Here is a 17,238-nt window from a genome sequence, read left to right as displayed (position 1 = left end):
AATGAAAACATTCATGGGCAAAAATTTTCTGCTAAAAACAGAAACTGCCAAGAATCTCTATCATGACTTTGCCGAGGATATGCCGATTCTGGATTACCACTGTCATATCAATCCGCAGGAAATCTATGAGGACCGTCAGTTTGAAACCATCACCCAGGTATGGCTTGGGGGCGATCACTACAAATGGCGTCAGATGAGATCCAATGGCATCGATGAATACTACATCACAGGGGATGCTTCCGACCGTGAAAAATTCCAGAAGTGGGCGGAAACCCTGGAAAAGGCAATCGGAAATCCGCTCTATCACTGGAGCCATCTGGAGCTCAAAAAATATTTCGGCTACGAAGGTGTTTTAAACGGCGATACTGCGGAGGAAGTATGGAATCTCTGCAATGCGAAGCTGGCTACCAAACAGCTTAGCGTGCGCAACATCATCAAGAATTCCAATGTAACCTTAATCTGCACCACCGATGATCCTGTGGATTCTTTGGAATGGCATAAAAAGATTGCGGAGGATCCGACCTTTGACGTACAGGTCCTTCCTGCATGGAGACCTGACAAGGCCATGAATATCGAAAAACCGGATTATGCCGATTACTTAAGCAAACTGTCCGCTGTGAGCGGCGTGCAGGTAAAGAGCTTCGCCTCTTTAAAAGAAGCGTTGAAGGTACGTCTGGCATTTTTCCAGTCCATGGGCTGCTGCGTATCCGACCACGCTTTAAATTATGTGATGTATAAACCGGCCAGCGAGAAGAAAATCGAAGAGATTTTCGCAAAACGCCTCTCCGGTAAATCCGTATCTCCCTTAGAAGAGCTGCAGTTTAAAACAGCATTTATGCTCTTTGTAGCGAAGGAATACAACCGCATGGGATGGGTTATGCAGCTGCACTATGGCTGCAAGCGTGACAACAACGCATTGAGCTATCAGAGCCTCGGACCGGATACCGGCTTTGACTGCATCAACAACTACGCTCCGTCCGCAGAGATGGCCGATTTCCTGAACGCATTAAGTGCAACGGATGAAGTGCCCAAGACCATCCTCTACTCCTTAAATCCGAACGACAACGCGTCCATAGGGACAATTATCGGATGCTTCCAGGGACCGGGGTGCGCCGGCAAGATCCAGCAGGGAAGTGCCTGGTGGTTCAACGATCATATCCACGGCATGACAGAGCAGATGATCTCTCTGGCAAACCTCGGGCTGCTCGGCAACTTCGTAGGCATGCTGACCGACTCCAGAAGTTTCCTCTCCTACACCAGACACGACTATTTCCGTAGAATTCTCTGCAACCTGATCGGCGGCTGGGTAGAAAACGGAGAATATCCGGACGATGAAAAAGCGCTGAAGAGAATTGTTCAGGGCATCTGCTATAACAATGCAGTGAAGTATTTTGGCTTCAATTTAAAAACCGTCGATTAATAAAGACCGGATTCATAGAAAAAGTGCGCTCACCGCACGAAAAAAGCAGGGCCACAGACAGGACACAGCGGGCTCTGCTTTTTGTTCAACCATTTCTCCTTCAAACCATATATTAAAATAAAAAAGGAGAAACTGATATGAAATGCTGCAACAGTTCCGGATCCTCCTGCAATCATGAAAACCCCTGCCGTTTTTTCGCCCAATACAGCGTTTACGCGAATCCACCGTCGGGAACAGACCTGCCCATGTCCGTTGTTTTTCAGGAGGGCGATCAGATCCGTTTAAACGGAGACAGCCAGATTATACTCGCCCCCGGTTTTCTCTACCTGGTGGATTATCTGTTCCTCGCGACCACAGAAGCAGATAATTACATGCAGATCACACCAAGGATTGGCGGTTCCCTCCGTCTGCTCTATTCCTTCTATGCCCCAGCCGGAAGCGGCGGCAGAAACACCTCCGCATCCGGGAGCTTTACAACCAATGAAGCCATTGCGCAGGAATCCTCGCTGGCATTTCACCTGACATTTCCTTCCTCTGTCAGAAATATAGATATCTCGGGCGCGGTTTCGGTCACGCCTCTTGTAAAAATGTGAGGAAGTGAAACGAAAGCTGACCCTGCCAGATGAACGATAAAAGGAAACTATCCAGGGGCTGAAACACGAGAGCGTGTTTCAGCCCCTTTGCGTATGGTCGGCCCGCATCGGAGCGCACAGCGGCCTGTTCGTCAAATGAGCCAGACTGCCTTCAAATGTCTCAATATGAAGATTCTTTACAAGACTATTCATATATTAAGAAGTACAATGGTCGCTATCATGGGAATTACTTTAGGAAAGAAAATGCCGGAAGTAGTGGGGGCTGATGTGGCTGATAAAACGGGCAACAGGCATTTAGGTATTATTGAGTTTCCTGTTCCTGTCCTTAAAGGAAATATGAAGGAATTAAAAGCAATCAGAGAAAAACTATATGAGCCGGAATTCTCAGATCTGACTGTGGTTGACTTTTCAGATTTAGCTCAAGGCTGTAAAGCCTATGATGAGTTTATTGAAAAAATGGGAAGCACAGCAGAACAAGAACTAAAGTATTTGGGATTAACTATTTGTGGAACAAAGAAGAAAGTAAATAAACTAACAGGAAGTATGCCGCTGCTTCGGTAATAGGCGGATGTACGAGGTACTAGATTCTATGCATATACATTCTGGACAACTTAAGCTCTCCGTCTCCCTGAACCATGCACAGAAACTCCCATCCGTACCTCTCATAAAACGATGTATGGTCTGTTAAAAGATAAAGCGTATCAATCCCCTTTGCTTTTAAATCCTCACATGCAAATCTAAGCATATCGCCGGCAATTCCCTGTTTGCGGTATGTCTCCTCCACATATACCGCGCAGACATTCGGAGCCAGATCCCTGCGGTTATGGAAATCGTTCTCAATCACTCCAAGCCCCGCAATGATCTTATCCCCGTCCATAACGACATACCACTGCGGAATGGCAGAGGTATTATTCAGGCACGCCTCCATGCTTTCGGAATATGCACTTCTGGGGATTCCCCATTTTTGGTGAAACCACTCTGCCGCCTGTAAAACCAGTTCCTTGTGATCCCGGATCATCCTAATTTCGTATTTCTCCATATCTGTCTTTTCCCCTATTATAGAAAATCCCTGAAATAATCAGGAGGGCGAAAACATCCAGTGTTCGCCCTCCCTTACATACTGTCTATCTGCCGATCAGTCCTCATCCCAGTTATGATAAACCGCCTGCACGTCATCATCTTCGTCCAGCATATCCAACGTCCGGTTCAGATTTTTTATGGCTGTCTCATCCGTCAGCGATACCCAAGTCTGCGGAATCATGGTAACCTCCGCCTCCATCATCGGAACCTTTGCAGCTTCCAGGGCCTCTCTCACTGCGCTGAAATCGTCGGGATCCGTAATGATTTCAAAGCTGTCCTCTTCCTCGGCAAAATCCTCTGCTCCGGCCTCCAAAGCGATCATCATCAGTTCGTCCGCATCCATCTCACACTCTTCCTTATCGATGACGATCTGTCCCTTTTTATCAAACATAAAGGATACACAGCCCGGCGTACCCACATTGCCGTTTCCCTTGGAGAAAGCATTTCTCACATTGGAAGCCGTTCTGTTCTTATTGTCGGTCAGCGCATCCACAATGATCGCAACACCGTTAGGACCGTATCCTTCATAGGTCACAGTCTCATAATTTACCGCATTGGCATCGCCCGCGGCCTTCTTGATGCCCCTGTCAATCGTATCGTTGGGCATATTATTCGCCTTAGCCTTAGCGATCACATCACGCAGCCTGCTGTTATTATTCGGGTCGGCTCCGCCTTCCTTCACCGCCACAGCGATTTCTCTGCCGATGATAGTAAAGATCTTACCCTTAGCAGCATCATTTTTCTCTTTCTTGTGTTTAATATTTGCAAACTTAGAATGTCCTGACATAAAAAACTCTCCTTTTTCTCTATATGCAGCTCACCAATACTATATCATACCATTACTTTTCCGCCGTTTCAAGATCATTCGCACATTTTTCAGGTTCTTTTTTCAGATCTTTTTTTAGATTACGTAACAATTCACGGCTGCCGATAAAGCAGCACATGCCGGGGCAGTATATGGTCCTCATTGGGATCCCACAAAGCCCGCACAAGGAAGCGCACTGATGTGCGCGCAGGTCATCAACCTGGCGGTTGGTGACAGTTGCTGCGCGCTTCACGGAGCGAGAGCGTGTCCCAATGAGGACCATATACTGCCCCGACATGTGCGGGAATTTTACGGCAGCCATGAACTTTTTCAAACCTTTATGGCCAGATTATTCACCCACTTGCCGCTGCGGTAACGCCAGAAGCCGCCCACCATCTTAACCGCCTCTTCAAATAATACCATCGCATACACAATATGTATCGGGAAATGAAATACCAGCGCGCCCAAAAAGGCGAAAGGCACACCGATCAGCCATACGCCGGCAGTGTCCAGGATCAGGCAGACCGTGGTATCCCCGCCGCTTCTTAACACACCCACGATGTTGATATAATTATAAGACTTCGCCGGCAGATAAAGGATGAACACAATAATGCAGAGGTTCACGGCCTGGGCCACCTCCGGAGTCAGCGAATAGATGCCGATAAACTGCCAGCGCATCAGATAGAGGAAGATACCGGCAAATATGCTGATCACAAACTGCAGCCATAAAAACTTGCCCGCATCCTCTTTTGCCAGTTCCAGGCGCCCCGCTCCCATCTCATTGCCCAGCACAATAGCTGTGGCAGCGCTTAAGCCCTGAAACAGCACCAGAACAAGATCCTGAAGCGTCTGGGCCACGGTAATCGCGGCCACCGCTCCGTCTCCCATGCGGCCATAGGCTACGGAATAGATCGTAACGCCAAGGCCCCACATAAATTCATTGGCGATTACAGGCGCTGCTGTCCGGAAAAATTCAACCAGCAGTTTTTTGCTGTAGCCGAACAATTCTTTCGGTTTCGCCGCAATCACCATCTTTCTAAGGTAGATGATCACAATCAGGATCAGCATCTCACAGATTCTGGCGACCAGCGTGGCGAGTGCCGCGCCTTCCGCCCCCAGCGCAGGCGCACCGAATTTACCGAAAATCAGGATATAATTGAGCACCACATTGATCAGAATGGTCAAAAGGCTGGTTGCGACTGGAATCTTCGCTTTACCCACAGAACGCAGCATCGCTACCAGCACATTGCTGACAGCCGTAAACGGATAGCTTAATGCCGCAATGACCAGGTATTTGGCACCGATTGCGATCGTGCCTTCCGAATTCGTAAAAATGTTCATCACAAGATCCGGGCACAGCAGGCTCGGTATCACAAAAAAAGCGGAAGAGACCAGGCCGATCAGCAGAGCCAGACCCATAACCTTTTTAATGTTTTTTGTGTCACGGTTGCCCCAGAACTGGGAAGCCAGCACGCCCACGCCGCTGCAGCAGCCAAAGACAAGCAGTGAAAATACAAAAAAGACCTTGTTTGCAAGTCCGACCGCCGATATGGTTGACTCGCCCAGCGTACCGATCATTACGGTGTCCACCAGATTGACCACCGTGTTTAAAAAGCCCTGCAGCGCCACCGGCAGCGCAATTACCACTGCCTTACGCAAAAACACCCGGTCGCAGAAGGGTGACCGGATTTTCTCCAATAACTTGTACATAATACTCCTCATTTCTAACTGTATACTACCCTGTTAAACCTAAAACAGACCCCTTAAGCTTTCAGTCCCAAGAGGTCTGTTCCTGCAGTTTGGAGATCTCACTCCCCATCCTGTGTTTCCGTTTCCACGTCCTCCGCCTTTTTACAGACCCGGACAGTGTGTATCATCTTGTTTTCCACGCTAAGCACTTCAAACTCATAACCGCCGAAATCCACAACAGGCTGCTCGCCGTCCTTGGGTATACGGTCCAGGCTGGATATAAGGAACCCGTTGAGCGTATCAAAATCCTCCTCATCAAATTCGATCCCCAGCGATTCCCCCACCTCTTCCAGCGGAGCCAGGCCGTCTATCAGATAAACCCCGTCCTCCATCTTCTGGATGACGGATTCTTCCTCATCATATTCATCAAAGATATTGCCTACGATCTCCTCCAGTATATCCTCCAGGGTAATCAGTCCGGCTGTCTGTCCGTATTCGTCCACAACTATGGCCAGATGGATTTTTTTCACCCGCATATCCTGAAAAATCGTATCTATATTGCGCGTTTCCGGAATAAAATGTGCTTCCCTGATCAAGCCGTCAATCCGATCGATCGGCACATTGTCCGCATCCATGCTCTCCCGGCAGATCACCGCATCCTTTAAGTAAAGAACGCCGGTCACATCATCTATATCCTTGCTGTAGACAGGGAATCTTGAATAATTCTGCTGCAGCATAAATTCCACCGCTTCTTCCAGCGTGAGACTCTGATCCACGCCTATGATCGCGGTCCGGTGGGTCATGATGTCCCCTGCCTCTTTATCGCCAAACTCGAAAATCTTTGTGATCATCTCCGCCTCATTGGCTTCCAGCACTCCCTGCTCATGGCCCTCATTGACCATGGACATGATCTCTTCCTCCGTGACATTGTCCGGATCCGCGAAAGGATCAACGCCAAACAGGCGCAGGATCAGATGGCTGATGCCCGTTGTCAGCGCCGTAAGCGGCCATAAAATCACCATGGAACAGCTCACCCACCGATACAGGCGGTAAGCCCATGCTTCCGGATGCCTTCCCGCAAGGGTCTTGGGAATCAGCACTCCAAATACCAGATACAAAATCAACAGTACAAGCGCCACGCAAAAGGTGACCAGCACCGCTATTACCGACCCGTTCTCTATATCCGTCCCCTGCACCGCAATCAGTCGGGTAAGAAAACGGTATCCGCTGCCCAGCACATAAGCACCGATTGCCACGCCCAGTATCGCTACCGCACTCTCCCTGGTGTTGGAGAAGCGCTCCGGCTTGTCCAGAATATGTAGCAGCTTTACGGACTTCTGATCTCCCTCCTCCGCTTTCTTTTCCAGCGCGGACTCATTGATGTTGTCCAGAGCAGTCTCAAATCCGTAATATATGGCAGCAATCAGTATCAAACCTACAAAAGCGGCCAGACTCCACGGCGAATAGCCATCCATAAATAATTGTTCTCCTTTTTTATTATAGTAATTGTAAGCATATACAATCTTAATTAATATACCATTTACTTCCTGGTTCGTCAACAGCAGAAGAGGTATGCGGATACGAATCCCGCGATACTGTAAAAGAAAAGAGACGTCATGCCCTTCTATGACGTCTGCTTTACCGTTCCCCGCCTTTTAAAGCTGTTATGTATCCGCTTACTCTAGGTCCAGGCTGATTAAAAGGGCTCGGTCCACTTTATTCAACAGTTCTCCGTCAATATGACAGATTTTTTCTTTCAGTCTCTTTTTATCGATTGTCCGCAGCTGCTCCAAAAGGATCACGGAATCTCTGACCATATCGCACTGAAAAGTATTTAATTCCACATGGGTCGGCAGCTTCGCCTTATTCATCTTAGATGTGATCGCCGCACAGATCACGGTAGGGCTGTGTCTGTTGCCCACATCATTTTGTATAATTAATACCGGGCGGATGCCTCCCTGTTCCGATCCGATCACCGGACGCAGATCCGCATAGTATACATCTCCTCTTCTTATTACCAAACCAATCACACTCCATTTACTATCTTTATCTGTTACCTCTGATAGTATTTCCAGAGTTTGGCTGGTGTATACCGGAAAGTGCAGAAAACAGATTTATATTGTCATTCCCGGATAATCCTCGATGAAATAATCCTTTTCACACACAATCTCTCCATTCATCCAATACCTGCGCGGAATCCTTTTACCCAAGTCGCATAAAAACTCATAATGAAACAGCCCGGCCGGCTCCGTCAGATCTTCCACTGTGATGCTCTCTCCGTCATCTTTTCCGATCAGCGTCACAGTATCCCCCACAGCCGCCTGCGGTATGTCCGATACATCCACCATGAACTGATCCATGCAGATGCGCCCACGGATCGGCGCCTTTCTGCCATGTATCAGCACATGCCCCAGATTGGACAGCGCGCGGGGATATCCGTCCCCATAGCCCACCGGGACCGTGGCGATCCGTTCCTGATGCGACGTTACATAAGTGGAACCGTAGCTGATCCCCTCACCCGCAGGCACATCCTTCAGATAGACGATACGGCTCTTCAGTGACAGAGCCGGGGAAAGCTTTACCTGACTGCGGCAAACCTCATCAGAAGGGTAAAGGCCATACGCCGCAATGCCGGCCCGCACCATATTCTTACCGGCATCCGCGATATCGATGATACCGGCGCTGTTGCAGCAATGCTTGATCGGTATCTGCAAGCCGGCATACTCCAGCTGTTTTACAACCTCACCGTAGAGCTTCAGCTGTTTTTTGGCCCTGCTCTTATCCGCTTCATCCGAAGCTGTGAAATGGGTGAATATTCCTTCCACCTCTATGCCTGGCAAACGGCTGATTCCGATAATCTGTTCCGCTGTATGATCGCTGATCTGAAAGCCCAGACGGTTCATGCCCGTGTCCAGTTTAATATGTACCTTGATGCTTTTATGCGCCTTAAGGGCGGCCCCGGACATCTTTACGGCAACCCCCGGTTCATATACATTCGGACGCAGCTCATATTGTGCCAGGACTTCATAAGATTCCTCCGGAACAAAACCGAGGATCAGTATCGGCTCCGTAATGCCGTTATGGCGCAGGTTCATCGCTTCCTCCACGGTAGCAGTGGCAAACCAGGATGCGATTTTCCGCACCGCCTTAGCGACAGGAACCGCGCCATGGCCGTATGCGTCCGCTTTCACCACCGCGCACATCATCACGTCTTCCCCCACATGCTCCTGCATTGCCCGCAGATTATGAATCACCGCATCAAGATCAACTTCTGCGACGACTCTCTCATAGTTCTTCATCCTCTCGTCACCTCCGGCAGCGCGTCAATTATGGACGATGCCATCACTGCCCTCTCTCCAAGTCTTTCCGCCGCCAGATCACCGGCAAGGCTGTGCAGGAACACGCCCATGGATGCCGCAGAAAATTCCGGCATTCCCTGCGCAAGAAGCCCCGCGATCACGCCGGTCAGTACATCTCCGCTCCCTCCGGTGGCCATACCGCTGTTGCCGGCCATATTGATATAGAAAACGCCCTCCGGCCGGCCCACCACCGTCCTTGCATCCTTCAGCACACATACGCATCCCCAGGCTTTCACAAATTCCCGCACGCATCCCGGCAGATCCGCCGTAATGGAACGTATGTCTTTACCCGTCAGTCTCGCCATCTCCCCCGGGTGGGGTGTCAGTATACAGCGCTCTGTCAGCACCTCCAGCATAGAAGGATAACGGGCGATCACATTCAGCGCGTCCGCATCGATGACGCAAGGAACCTCCGTATACTGAAATATGTAATTGAGCATGCTTCGCACATAGTCGTCTGTCCCCAATCCGGGACCTACGACGATTACCGTGGCCCAGGCGCACGCTTCCCTGATGGCCTCCACAGTGAACTCATCCGCACGGTAGGTCGTTAAAACCGCTTCCGGAAGTATGCTCTGCAGGATTTCCCGGTTCTCCTCCACCGTCAGTATCCTCACCAGCCCAGCGCCCATGCGGTAGGCTGCCAGTGCGGAGAAATAGGCCGCCCCGCTCATGTTTTTAGATCCGGCAATCACCAGCACCCTGCCAAATGTCCCTTTATTGGAATACGCCGGACGGACGGGCAGTGACTTTAAGTCCTCTTTTTCATACGTAAATGCTCCCGGCCTCACCATATCATATGCTTTATCCGGAAATCCGATGTCCTTTACCACAATTTTACCGCAGTATTCCGGTCCGTGAAGCAGCACCATCCCCAGCTTGCAGCTTCCGAAGGTCACGGTAATATCCGCCCTTACCGCTGCCCCCAGCACGGCACCGCTGTCCGCCGAGAGGCCGCTGGGAATATCCACGGCAACCACACACACGTTCTGACGGTTCACCGCATCAATACACTCGGCGTACTCCCCTACCACTTCGCGGACCAGTCCAATTCCAAAGAGAGCATCCACAATCACATCATACTCTCTCCTGTTAATATATTCCAAAATCTGCGATTGGTGACAGATATACAGGTCCAGATTGGAAGCGATATTGTACTGAAGCAGCCACTCATCGGTAGCCCTCTCCTCCGAGCCTAATATGGCAAGCCTCACAGCATGTCCCATCTGGCTCAAGATCCTGGCGGCCGCGATGCCGTCCGCCCCATTGTTTCCCACTCCGCTTATCACCAGCACCCTGGCGGACCTCCCGCAGGCCTGATCCACTTCCTCCGCTACAGACAGCGCTGCGCGCTCCATCAATACTGCGGAAGGAATCCCGATCTTATCTATCGAACTGCTGTCGATGGCTTTCATCTCTCTCGCATTTACCAGATATTTCATCTTTCCACCTCTTTCTCCCCGATGGCCACGGCCGCGGCGCAGTCCTTTGTATTTGTGATAGAAACCGTGATACGGTCAATACCCAGATCGGTGCACAGTTTTCTGGCCCTGCCGTACAGCTTCACATATGGCTTTCCTCTTTCATCCCGAAGCACCTCGATCTCGGACGGTGAAAATCCTGAAAATCCGGTGCCGAATACCTTTGCCACAGCTTCCTTCACCGCGAAATTACCGGCCAGCTGCACCGTCCTGCCGCCAAAACGCACTTGTTCCTCTTCTGTATAAAAGCGTGTGAAAAAAGCCCCATTCCTGCAGGCCTTTTCCACACGCTCCACTTCAATCATATCTATCCCAATTCCATAAACCATGCCTGCTGCCCTCTTATCCGATCCCCGCCCACATACCGCAAAGTCCGATTACGTCCGTTTTACGGGGTACCGGGATGCTTCTGCATATTTGTCATCCGGTAGGACAGCTGCATCAGGCTCTCCGACAGATGCACATTTTCCACCACCACATCTTTGGGCAGACGCAGATCCGTATGGGCGAAATTCCAGATCGCCTTAATATTATAGTCCACCAGCATCTCCGCCACCTTGGGCGCCTCTGTCTTGGGGATAGCAAGCGCTGCGATCTGCACCTCGTTCTCCTCCAAAAATCGCTTTAATTCACTCATAGGCAGTATCTCGATTCCGCGCACAAGCTGTCCGACCAGCGCCGGATTGCGGTCGAAAATGCCCACCGTAATAAATCCCCGTTTTTCAAAGTTGCCGTAGTTGGCCAGCGCCTGTCCTAAGTTGCCCCCTCCGATGATGATCATCTTGTTCTGCTTGTCCACACCGAGGATCTTTCCGATTTCCTGATAAAGATATTCTACATTATATCCATAACCCTGCTGTCCAAAACCGCCGAAATTATTTAAATCCTGACGTATCTGGGAAGCCGTCACGTTCATCCTCTTGCTAAGCTCATTGGATGAAATGCGCTCCACCCCATTTTCAATCAGCTCATCCAAATAGCGGTAGTATCTCGGGAGTCTTCTGATAACCGCGGTGGATATTCCTCTGTTCTCCAAACCTCGCCTTCCCCCTGTTCTATGTATTTGCTTGCGTTTCACCTTCTATATTATATCATTTGTCAATTTTATGTCAATAATATCTGCCCAACTGCGCTTGCAATACCCGGTGGGATATATTATAATCTCCTGAGAGATCAGGGACAGTTTATACATTCACGCATTACCAGGAGAAAAAGCAATGATACTTGCATGCAATCATATTCAAAAAGCATTTGGGACCGACGAAATTATCCGGGACGGTTCCTTTCATATTGAAGAAAGAGAAAAAGCGGCGATTGTCGGCGTTAACGGGGCCGGCAAATCCACGCTGCTGAAAATCATCATGGGGGAAGAACCCGCGGACGGCGGTGAGATCATTTTTGCGAAGGGTATCACCACCGGCTACCTGGCGCAGCATCAGGACCTCACTGACGAGCATACCATCTATGAGGCCATGCTGTCGGTGAAACAGGATATCATCGATATGGAAAAGCGCATCCGCCAGATCGAACAGGACATGAAAACAGCCCAAGGGCAGAAGCTGGAAGATCTGATGGGAAGCTATGCCCGCCTAAATCATGAGTTTGAGTTAAATAACGGATATGCCTATGAAAGCGAGGTAACCGGCGTCTTAAAAGGGCTTGGCTTTGCCGAAGAGGAATTCGGCAAAAGGATATCCACCCTCTCCGGAGGCCAGAAAACCCGCGTGTCGCTGGGCAAGCTGCTCCTTGCAAAGCCCGACATCATTTTTCTTGATGAGCCCACTAACCATCTGGACTTAAATTCCATCGCCTGGCTGGAGACCTTTCTGATCAACTATCCGGGCAGCGTGGTGATCGTAGCCCATGACAGGTATTTCCTGAACCGTGTCGTGACAAAGGTGATCGAAATCGACCAGGGCAATGTGACCACTTTCACGGGAAATTATTCAGCATACGCGGAAAAAAAAGCGCAGCTTAGGGATATTCAGATGAAGGCCTATCTGAACCAGCAGCAGGAAATCCGGCATCAGGAAGAGGTCATCGCCAAGCTGCGTTCTTTTAACCGGGAGAAGTCCATCAAACGGGCGGAGAGCCGTGAAAAGATGCTGGCCAAGATCGATGTAATGGATAAACCCCATGAAGTCAAAACAGCCATGGACATCCGCCTGGAGCCCCAGGTGGTCAGCGGAAATGATGTGCTGACAGTCACGGGCCTAAGCAAAGCCTTCGGCAGCCAGCGCCTGTTTTCCGATGTGGATTTTGAGCTGAAGCGCGGGGAACGCCTGGCGGTCATCGGCAACAACGGCACCGGCAAAACCACGCTTCTAAAGATCATCACCGGCATGCTCTTTGCCGATTCCGGAGAGATCACCGTCGGTTCCAAGGTGCACATCGGTTATTATGACCAGGAGCACCAGGTGCTTCATATGGAAAAGACCGTATTTGACGAGCTCCATGATACCTATCCTGACCTGAACAATACCCAGATCCGGAATGTGCTGGCGGCGTTTTTATTCACCGGCGACGACGTATTTAAGCGGATCGGGGATCTAAGCGGCGGGGAACGGGGCCGCGTATCCTTAGCCAAGCTGATGCTCTCCAAGGCCAATCTGCTGATACTGGATGAGCCCACCAACCATCTGGATATCGTATCCAAAGAAATCCTGGAGCACGCGCTCTGCTCCTATACCGGCACGGTCCTCTATGTGTCCCATGACCGTTACTTCATCAACCAGACAGCCACCAGGATTCTGGAGCTGACCGGCAGCACCTTTGTCAATTACATCGGCAATTATGACTATTATCTGGAAAAGAAAGAGGAACTGACCGCGATCTACGCTCCGGCCGCTTCTTTGGACAAAAGCAGCGCTGCCGCAGGCACATCCGCCGATGAGGGAGCGAAGGCCGACTGGAAAGCCATGAAGGAGGCTCAGGCGAAGGAACGCAAGCGCCAGAACGATCTAAAGAAAACCGAGGATGAGATACAAAAGCTGGAAGCACGAGACGGCGAGATTGATTCTCTACTCACCGAAGAAGAGGTTTTCACCAATGTATCACGGCTTTTGGAGTTAAACAATGAAAAAACAGAAATTGCCGCCCGGCTGGAAGTGCTCTATGAGAGATGGGAAGCCCTGGCGGAATGAAAACAGGGAGCGTCTGCTTGTTAGCAGACGCTCCCTGTCACATTCACATCTATAACGTAATTTTCAACTCTTCACAGACTTTTTTAATCTCATTTTCCAGCTCATCATCCGAGATCACAGTCACTCTGCCGTCTTCATATTCCTTATCCACCCAGGACTTCACTTCCGTCACCAGCTTGGAATTTTTATTCACCTTTTTGTCGTCCTTTAACCGGTAATACGAATTGATCCAGTGAGCGATGCCCGCCAGGCCGGAGGTGTTGGATACAGCAACTCTCACCGGACGGTTCAGGAATTTCTCCGTATCGAAGATATTGTAGATCTCTTCATTTTTCAGCAGGCCGTCCGCATGGATTCCCGCTCTGGTCACGTTGAAATTCTTACCCACAAACGGCGTTCTGTCCGGAATATGCTCGCCCAGTTCCTTCTCGTAATAATCCGCCAGTTCCGTGATCACCGTAGTGTCCATGCCGTCCAGCGTTCCCTTGATCTGCGCGTATTCGAACACCATCGCTTCCAGAGGAGTATTGCCGGTTCTCTCGCCAATACCAAAGAGAGAACAGTTCACGCCGCAGCAACCGTACAGCCACGCGGTGGTGGAATTGGTGACCGCCTTGTAAAAATCGTTATGTCCGTGCCACTCCAGCTGCTCGCCCGGTACACCCGCATGGGTGGTGAGACCGTAGATGATGCCCTGTACGGAACGGGGATTCACAGCGCCGGAGAAATTCACGCCGTAGCCCATCGTATCACAGGCACGTATGTACACCGGTATCTTATATCTCTCCTGCAGACGCATTAACTCCAGGCAGAACGGGATAACGAATCCGAATATATCCGCTCTGGTGATGTCCTCCAGATGGCATCTGGGCGCGACGCCGATCTCCAGGCATTCACGGACAATGTGCAGGTAGTGGAACATCGCCTGCTGCCTGGTCATTTTCATCTTGTAAAATATATGGTAATCGCTGCAGCTGACCAGAATGCCGGTCTCCTTGATACCGATATCCTTAACCAGCTGGAAATCATCCTTATTGGCGCGGATCCAGCTCGTAACCTCCGGGAACTCATAACCCCTCTCCATGCATTTATATACAGCATCGCGGTCTTTTTTGCTATACAAGAAAAATTCGCTCTTGCGGATAATTCCTTTAGGGCCGCCCAGACGGTGCAGATAATCAAAGATCGTCACAATCTGCTCCGCGGTATACGGCGCTCTGGACTGCTGTCCGTCACGGAATGTGGTATCGGTGATCCAGATCTCCTTTGGCATATTATGAGGCACAATTCGGTCGTTAAAAGCCACTTTCGGCACCTGGTCATACGGAAACAGGTTCCGGTATACGTTGGGGACCTCCACATCATCCAGATGATAGATGTGTTCCTCTAACTGCAACAGGTTCGTATGGTCATTCATTATTACTGGTCTGTTCTGCATTTTTCATCCTCCACATTCTTTCCCTGGTGTACTGCCGCATCTCTGTAGCAGTACGTTAAAACCTTAAAGATTAGGAACTATTGTATAAAAATTCATAGACGTTGTCAAATACAATTTTCAAAAAATCTAAATTTTATGTGTTTCGTACAAAAACAAATGTTTTTCCTGCCAAATACAGTCAGTTTTTAAGGCCGCCGTCCCCGCTTTGCCCGCCGCGATCCGGCCGGCCGCCGGCCCACTTGCGCCTGCTGTCGAAATACACAAAGGAGTCAATCGAATCCAGTATGTCTGCGAAAGTCTTTCTAGGTGCCAGATCGATATACTTCTTTAATATGTCGGTCTCTGCTTTTCCTTTATAGCGGCCATAAAAGATATCAAACAGATTATGCCCCCGTCCGTAGATGCGGATCAGCTCCATATGCTCCCGAAGATCCTCTCTGCAGCCAAAAGTCACTCCTGTCATGCGGGTCAGATTCTGAAAGCTTTTCAGCTTATAGAGATACTGGTTATACTTTTCAAACAGAATATCATAAAATTCTTCCGGATCGGACAGTATCCCTGCAGCGGCCATCACTTCGGGATCCAGAAAATAATTCTCAAAAGAGTAGTATTTTAATACCAGCACATTCTCCGGACGCACTCTGGGCAGGCTGCCCAAATCCTCTTTTTCTCTCTGCCGGTAATATCCGCACAGCTGATCCACAAGCTCCTCTCTGTCCCTGCCGTCGCCGTCGCGGATCATCAGAAACTGGTCGCGGATATAAAGCTTATTCATATACTTTAGATTGGCATAGGTCTTTATGTTGGTACAGCTGTTGGTGGATAGGATTGCAATCCTCTGCAGCATGCCGTTCTCATCATAGATTTCCGAATAATATTTATCCAGGAGAAGCGGCAGACGGTTCCGGTCCTGCTTGCCCTCCACAATAAATACAAAGCTCACGTTTAACAGATCGCCTGCCGTATAGCCCAGGTCATCCAGTATCCGGTCTATATCCGCATGCTCTCTCACCACCGTATTATAGTTTTGATCCAGCACCACCTGCCGGATTTGTCTGGAATTGAAATTAAAGATCATATTGGGGGAATGGGTGGAAAAGATCACCTGATTCTCTCTGGACAAGCGGTAGAGGATTTCACTGGCCGCTTTCTGAAGCTGCGGATGCAGATAGGTCTCCGGATCCTCTATCATGATGATGCTCGGAATCCTGTTTCCCTCTTCTATATAAGTCTCCAGCAGTGACAGCACATAAATGCTTTTGATACCCTCGCTCATGGACTGCACGGATGTCACACTGCCTCTGGCCTCGTGATACATCGCCATATCGATCTTTAATATCTGGTCCACATCGAAATGCAGCATATACATGAGCTCATGGCCCAGGCCGCTGTTTTTCTGGAAGTTCTGGTTCAACCGCTCCACAAATCCGCTCATATCCATGTGCACCAGCTTATACTCCAACAGCTTTGTCGTTTCAAATACCGTCAGATCCGCAGGGCTTTTCTTCTCAATCACGCCGATGCACTGAAAGCAGTCCGTGCAGCGCTTTGCCTGGTCAAACATGCAGCGGTTCTCCCGGAGCGCAGAGAGGGATTCCCTGCTTCTTGCCAAAAAGATATCATCCTGTATCTCCTGAAGGTCCCTGCTGTAATCGATGAAATGGATTTTCGGCAGCACCATCGGGATGTATTTATTGTTTTTGCGCACGCCGTCCCAATATCGGACTTTGCCGTCTTTGTTGGCAACAAACGTAAATGAGAGCACACCATCCTGATAGGAAGGAAGCTTTTCACAAAAATCGGAGAACCAGATATCGTAACGTTTATATTTGCTGATCATCCCCTGCCGGTTCAGCATGGCCAGATCCGATTCCGTTATTTCAAGCAGCACCTCCACCTCTATATTGCTCTCCTGGAGGTTAAAATCCTCGCTGCTCACCGTGTAAAGGCCCGCCACGGCCAGGACAGCATCCAGGATCGCCGTCTTGCCGGTGCTGTTCTTGCCGACCACGATCAGGGCGCTGTCTATATCATCGATATGGAGCTCTCGGATAGATTTAAAGTTTCTGATTGTCAGTGCGTTTATTTTCATGTCACGCCTCCCCCTGCCGATCCGCATAGGCCCCCCCTTAACAGTTGAGTGCGGAACAGATAGGTATATTATTCTCTTATAATAAATCGTAAGAAGCGTTCTGTCAATTTGCATCCGGCCAGGCAGTAAAAAAGAGGA

Annotated in this window: 15 protein-coding genes; 4 read left to right on the top strand and 11 right to left on the bottom strand. The window is 49.8% G+C overall.

All coding sequences use genetic code 11. The features are described 5' to 3' along the window. Position 1 precedes the first annotated feature (1 nt). The 3 genes from uxaC to DWZ56_RS15675 all read left to right on the top strand — a co-directional run bounded on the left by uxaC (position 2) and on the right by DWZ56_RS15675 (position 2,574). Positions 2 to 1,420 (top strand): glucuronate isomerase, encoded by a 1,419-nt coding sequence (uxaC, locus tag DWZ56_RS15685; RefSeq protein WP_118557550.1) that lies wholly within the window; start codon positions 2 to 4, stop codon positions 1,418 to 1,420. A 137-nt stretch (positions 1,421 to 1,557) separates the two neighbouring features. Then, positions 1,558 to 2,013 (top strand): hypothetical protein, encoded by a 456-nt coding sequence (locus DWZ56_RS15680; protein WP_243095314.1) that lies wholly within the window; start codon positions 1,558 to 1,560, stop codon positions 2,011 to 2,013. Positions 2,014 to 2,220: 207 nt separating this feature from the next. Further along, positions 2,221 to 2,574 (top strand): DUF2000 domain-containing protein, encoded by a 354-nt coding sequence (locus DWZ56_RS15675; protein WP_243095313.1) that lies wholly within the window; start codon positions 2,221 to 2,223, stop codon positions 2,572 to 2,574. Positions 2,575 to 2,593: 19 nt separating this feature from the next. Here DWZ56_RS15675 and DWZ56_RS15670 read toward each other — a convergent pair whose 3' ends face one another. The 9 genes from DWZ56_RS15670 to DWZ56_RS15630 all read right to left on the bottom strand — a co-directional run bounded on the left by DWZ56_RS15670 (position 2,594) and on the right by DWZ56_RS15630 (position 11,463). Then, the gene (locus DWZ56_RS15670) at positions 2,594 to 3,052 is read right to left on the bottom strand and encodes a GNAT family N-acetyltransferase (RefSeq protein ID WP_118557548.1); all 459 of its coding nucleotides are present in this window, start codon (positions 3,050 to 3,052) and stop codon (positions 2,594 to 2,596) included. Between the two features lie 96 nt (positions 3,053 to 3,148). Then, entirely contained in the window at positions 3,149 to 3,880 is a 732-nt protein-coding gene (locus tag DWZ56_RS15665; protein ID WP_118557547.1) for a YebC/PmpR family DNA-binding transcriptional regulator, read from the bottom strand. 348 nt (positions 3,881 to 4,228) lie between these two features. After that, positions 4,229 to 5,608: an MATE family efflux transporter gene (locus DWZ56_RS15660; protein WP_118557546.1), complete on the bottom strand. Its 1,380-nt coding sequence runs from the start codon at positions 5,606 to 5,608 to the stop codon at positions 4,229 to 4,231. Positions 5,609 to 5,706: 98 nt separating this feature from the next. Beyond that, positions 5,707 to 7,062 carry a hemolysin family protein gene (locus tag DWZ56_RS15655; protein ID WP_118557545.1) on the bottom strand — a complete coding sequence of 452 codons (1,356 nt, stop codon included), beginning with the start codon at positions 7,060 to 7,062 and terminating at the stop codon, positions 5,707 to 5,709. A gap of 201 nt (positions 7,063 to 7,263) precedes the next feature. Continuing rightward, entirely contained in the window at positions 7,264 to 7,608 is a 345-nt protein-coding gene (locus tag DWZ56_RS15650) for a type II toxin-antitoxin system PemK/MazF family toxin (RefSeq protein ID WP_118557544.1), read from the bottom strand. Between the two features lie 93 nt (positions 7,609 to 7,701). After that, entirely contained in the window at positions 7,702 to 8,886 is a 1,185-nt protein-coding gene (gene alr, locus DWZ56_RS15645; RefSeq protein WP_118557543.1) for an alanine racemase, read from the bottom strand. Beyond that, positions 8,883 to 10,388, bottom strand: a complete 1,506-nt coding sequence (locus tag DWZ56_RS15640) for an NAD(P)H-hydrate dehydratase (RefSeq protein ID WP_118557542.1) — start codon at positions 10,386 to 10,388, stop codon at positions 8,883 to 8,885. The genes alr and DWZ56_RS15640 overlap by 4 nt, the downstream gene beginning before the upstream one ends. Beyond that, positions 10,385 to 10,756, bottom strand: a complete 372-nt coding sequence (acpS, locus tag DWZ56_RS15635) for a holo-ACP synthase (RefSeq protein WP_118557541.1) — start codon at positions 10,754 to 10,756, stop codon at positions 10,385 to 10,387. Before acpS ends, DWZ56_RS15640 begins: the two co-directional genes overlap by 4 nt. A 59-nt stretch (positions 10,757 to 10,815) precedes the next feature. After that, positions 10,816 to 11,463 carry a redox-sensing transcriptional repressor Rex gene (locus DWZ56_RS15630; protein WP_118557540.1) on the bottom strand — a complete coding sequence of 216 codons (648 nt, stop codon included), beginning with the start codon at positions 11,461 to 11,463 and terminating at the stop codon, positions 10,816 to 10,818. Between the two features lie 181 nt (positions 11,464 to 11,644). Here DWZ56_RS15630 and abc-f point away from each other — a divergent pair, with 181 nt between their 5' ends. Then, on the top strand, positions 11,645 to 13,570 hold the full coding sequence (gene abc-f / locus DWZ56_RS15625; RefSeq protein ID WP_118557539.1) for a ribosomal protection-like ABC-F family protein: 1,926 nt from the start codon (positions 11,645 to 11,647) through the stop codon (positions 13,568 to 13,570). A gap of 49 nt (positions 13,571 to 13,619) precedes the next feature. Here abc-f and DWZ56_RS15620 read toward each other — a convergent pair whose 3' ends face one another. Together DWZ56_RS15620 and DWZ56_RS15615 are read right to left on the bottom strand one after the other, a co-directional pair. Next, positions 13,620 to 15,008 (bottom strand): 2-isopropylmalate synthase, encoded by a 1,389-nt coding sequence (locus tag DWZ56_RS15620; RefSeq protein ID WP_118557538.1) that lies wholly within the window; start codon positions 15,006 to 15,008, stop codon positions 13,620 to 13,622. A gap of 178 nt (positions 15,009 to 15,186) precedes the next feature. Further along, the gene (locus tag DWZ56_RS15615; RefSeq protein ID WP_118557537.1) at positions 15,187 to 17,100 is read right to left on the bottom strand and encodes an ATP-dependent nuclease; all 1,914 of its coding nucleotides are present in this window, start codon (positions 17,098 to 17,100) and stop codon (positions 15,187 to 15,189) included. Positions 17,101 to 17,238: the final 138 nt, after the last annotated feature.

This window comes from Lachnotalea sp. AF33-28 (assembly GCF_003477885.1).
Lineage (GTDB): Bacteria > Bacillota > Clostridia > Lachnospirales > Lachnospiraceae > AF33-28.
Note: the sequence above shows the minus strand (reverse complement) of the source record. Positions and strands in the feature narration are given on the sequence as shown.

What these genes read in the sequence shown, in the direction of transcription:
- acpS (WP_118557541.1), bottom strand. Translation starts at nt 10,756, where the DNA reads ATGGTTTATGGAATTGGGATAGATATGATTGAAGTGGAGCGTGTGGAA.
- DWZ56_RS15680 (WP_243095314.1), top strand. Translation starts at nt 1,558, where the DNA reads ATGAAATGCTGCAACAGTTCCGGATCCTCCTGCAATCATGAAAACCCC.
- DWZ56_RS15655 (WP_118557545.1), bottom strand. Translation starts at nt 7,062, where the DNA reads ATGGATGGCTATTCGCCGTGGAGTCTGGCCGCTTTTGTAGGTTTGATA.
- DWZ56_RS15615 (WP_118557537.1), bottom strand. Translation starts at nt 17,100, where the DNA reads ATGAAAATAAACGCACTGACAATCAGAAACTTTAAATCTATCCGAGAG.
- DWZ56_RS15665 (WP_118557547.1), bottom strand. Translation starts at nt 3,880, where the DNA reads ATGTCAGGACATTCTAAGTTTGCAAATATTAAACACAAGAAAGAGAAA.
- DWZ56_RS15620 (WP_118557538.1), bottom strand. Translation starts at nt 15,008, where the DNA reads ATGCAGAACAGACCAGTAATAATGAATGACCATACGAACCTGTTGCAG.
- abc-f (WP_118557539.1), top strand. Translation starts at nt 11,645, where the DNA reads ATGATACTTGCATGCAATCATATTCAAAAAGCATTTGGGACCGACGAA.
- DWZ56_RS15670 (WP_118557548.1), bottom strand. Translation starts at nt 3,052, where the DNA reads ATGGAGAAATACGAAATTAGGATGATCCGGGATCACAAGGAACTGGTT.
- DWZ56_RS15660 (WP_118557546.1), bottom strand. Translation starts at nt 5,608, where the DNA reads ATGTACAAGTTATTGGAGAAAATCCGGTCACCCTTCTGCGACCGGGTG.
- DWZ56_RS15675 (WP_243095313.1), top strand. Translation starts at nt 2,221, where the DNA reads ATGGTCGCTATCATGGGAATTACTTTAGGAAAGAAAATGCCGGAAGTA.
- DWZ56_RS15640 (WP_118557542.1), bottom strand. Translation starts at nt 10,388, where the DNA reads ATGAAATATCTGGTAAATGCGAGAGAGATGAAAGCCATCGACAGCAGT.
- uxaC (WP_118557550.1), top strand. Translation starts at nt 2, where the DNA reads ATGAAAACATTCATGGGCAAAAATTTTCTGCTAAAAACAGAAACTGCC.
- alr (WP_118557543.1), bottom strand. Translation starts at nt 8,886, where the DNA reads ATGAAGAACTATGAGAGAGTCGTCGCAGAAGTTGATCTTGATGCGGTG.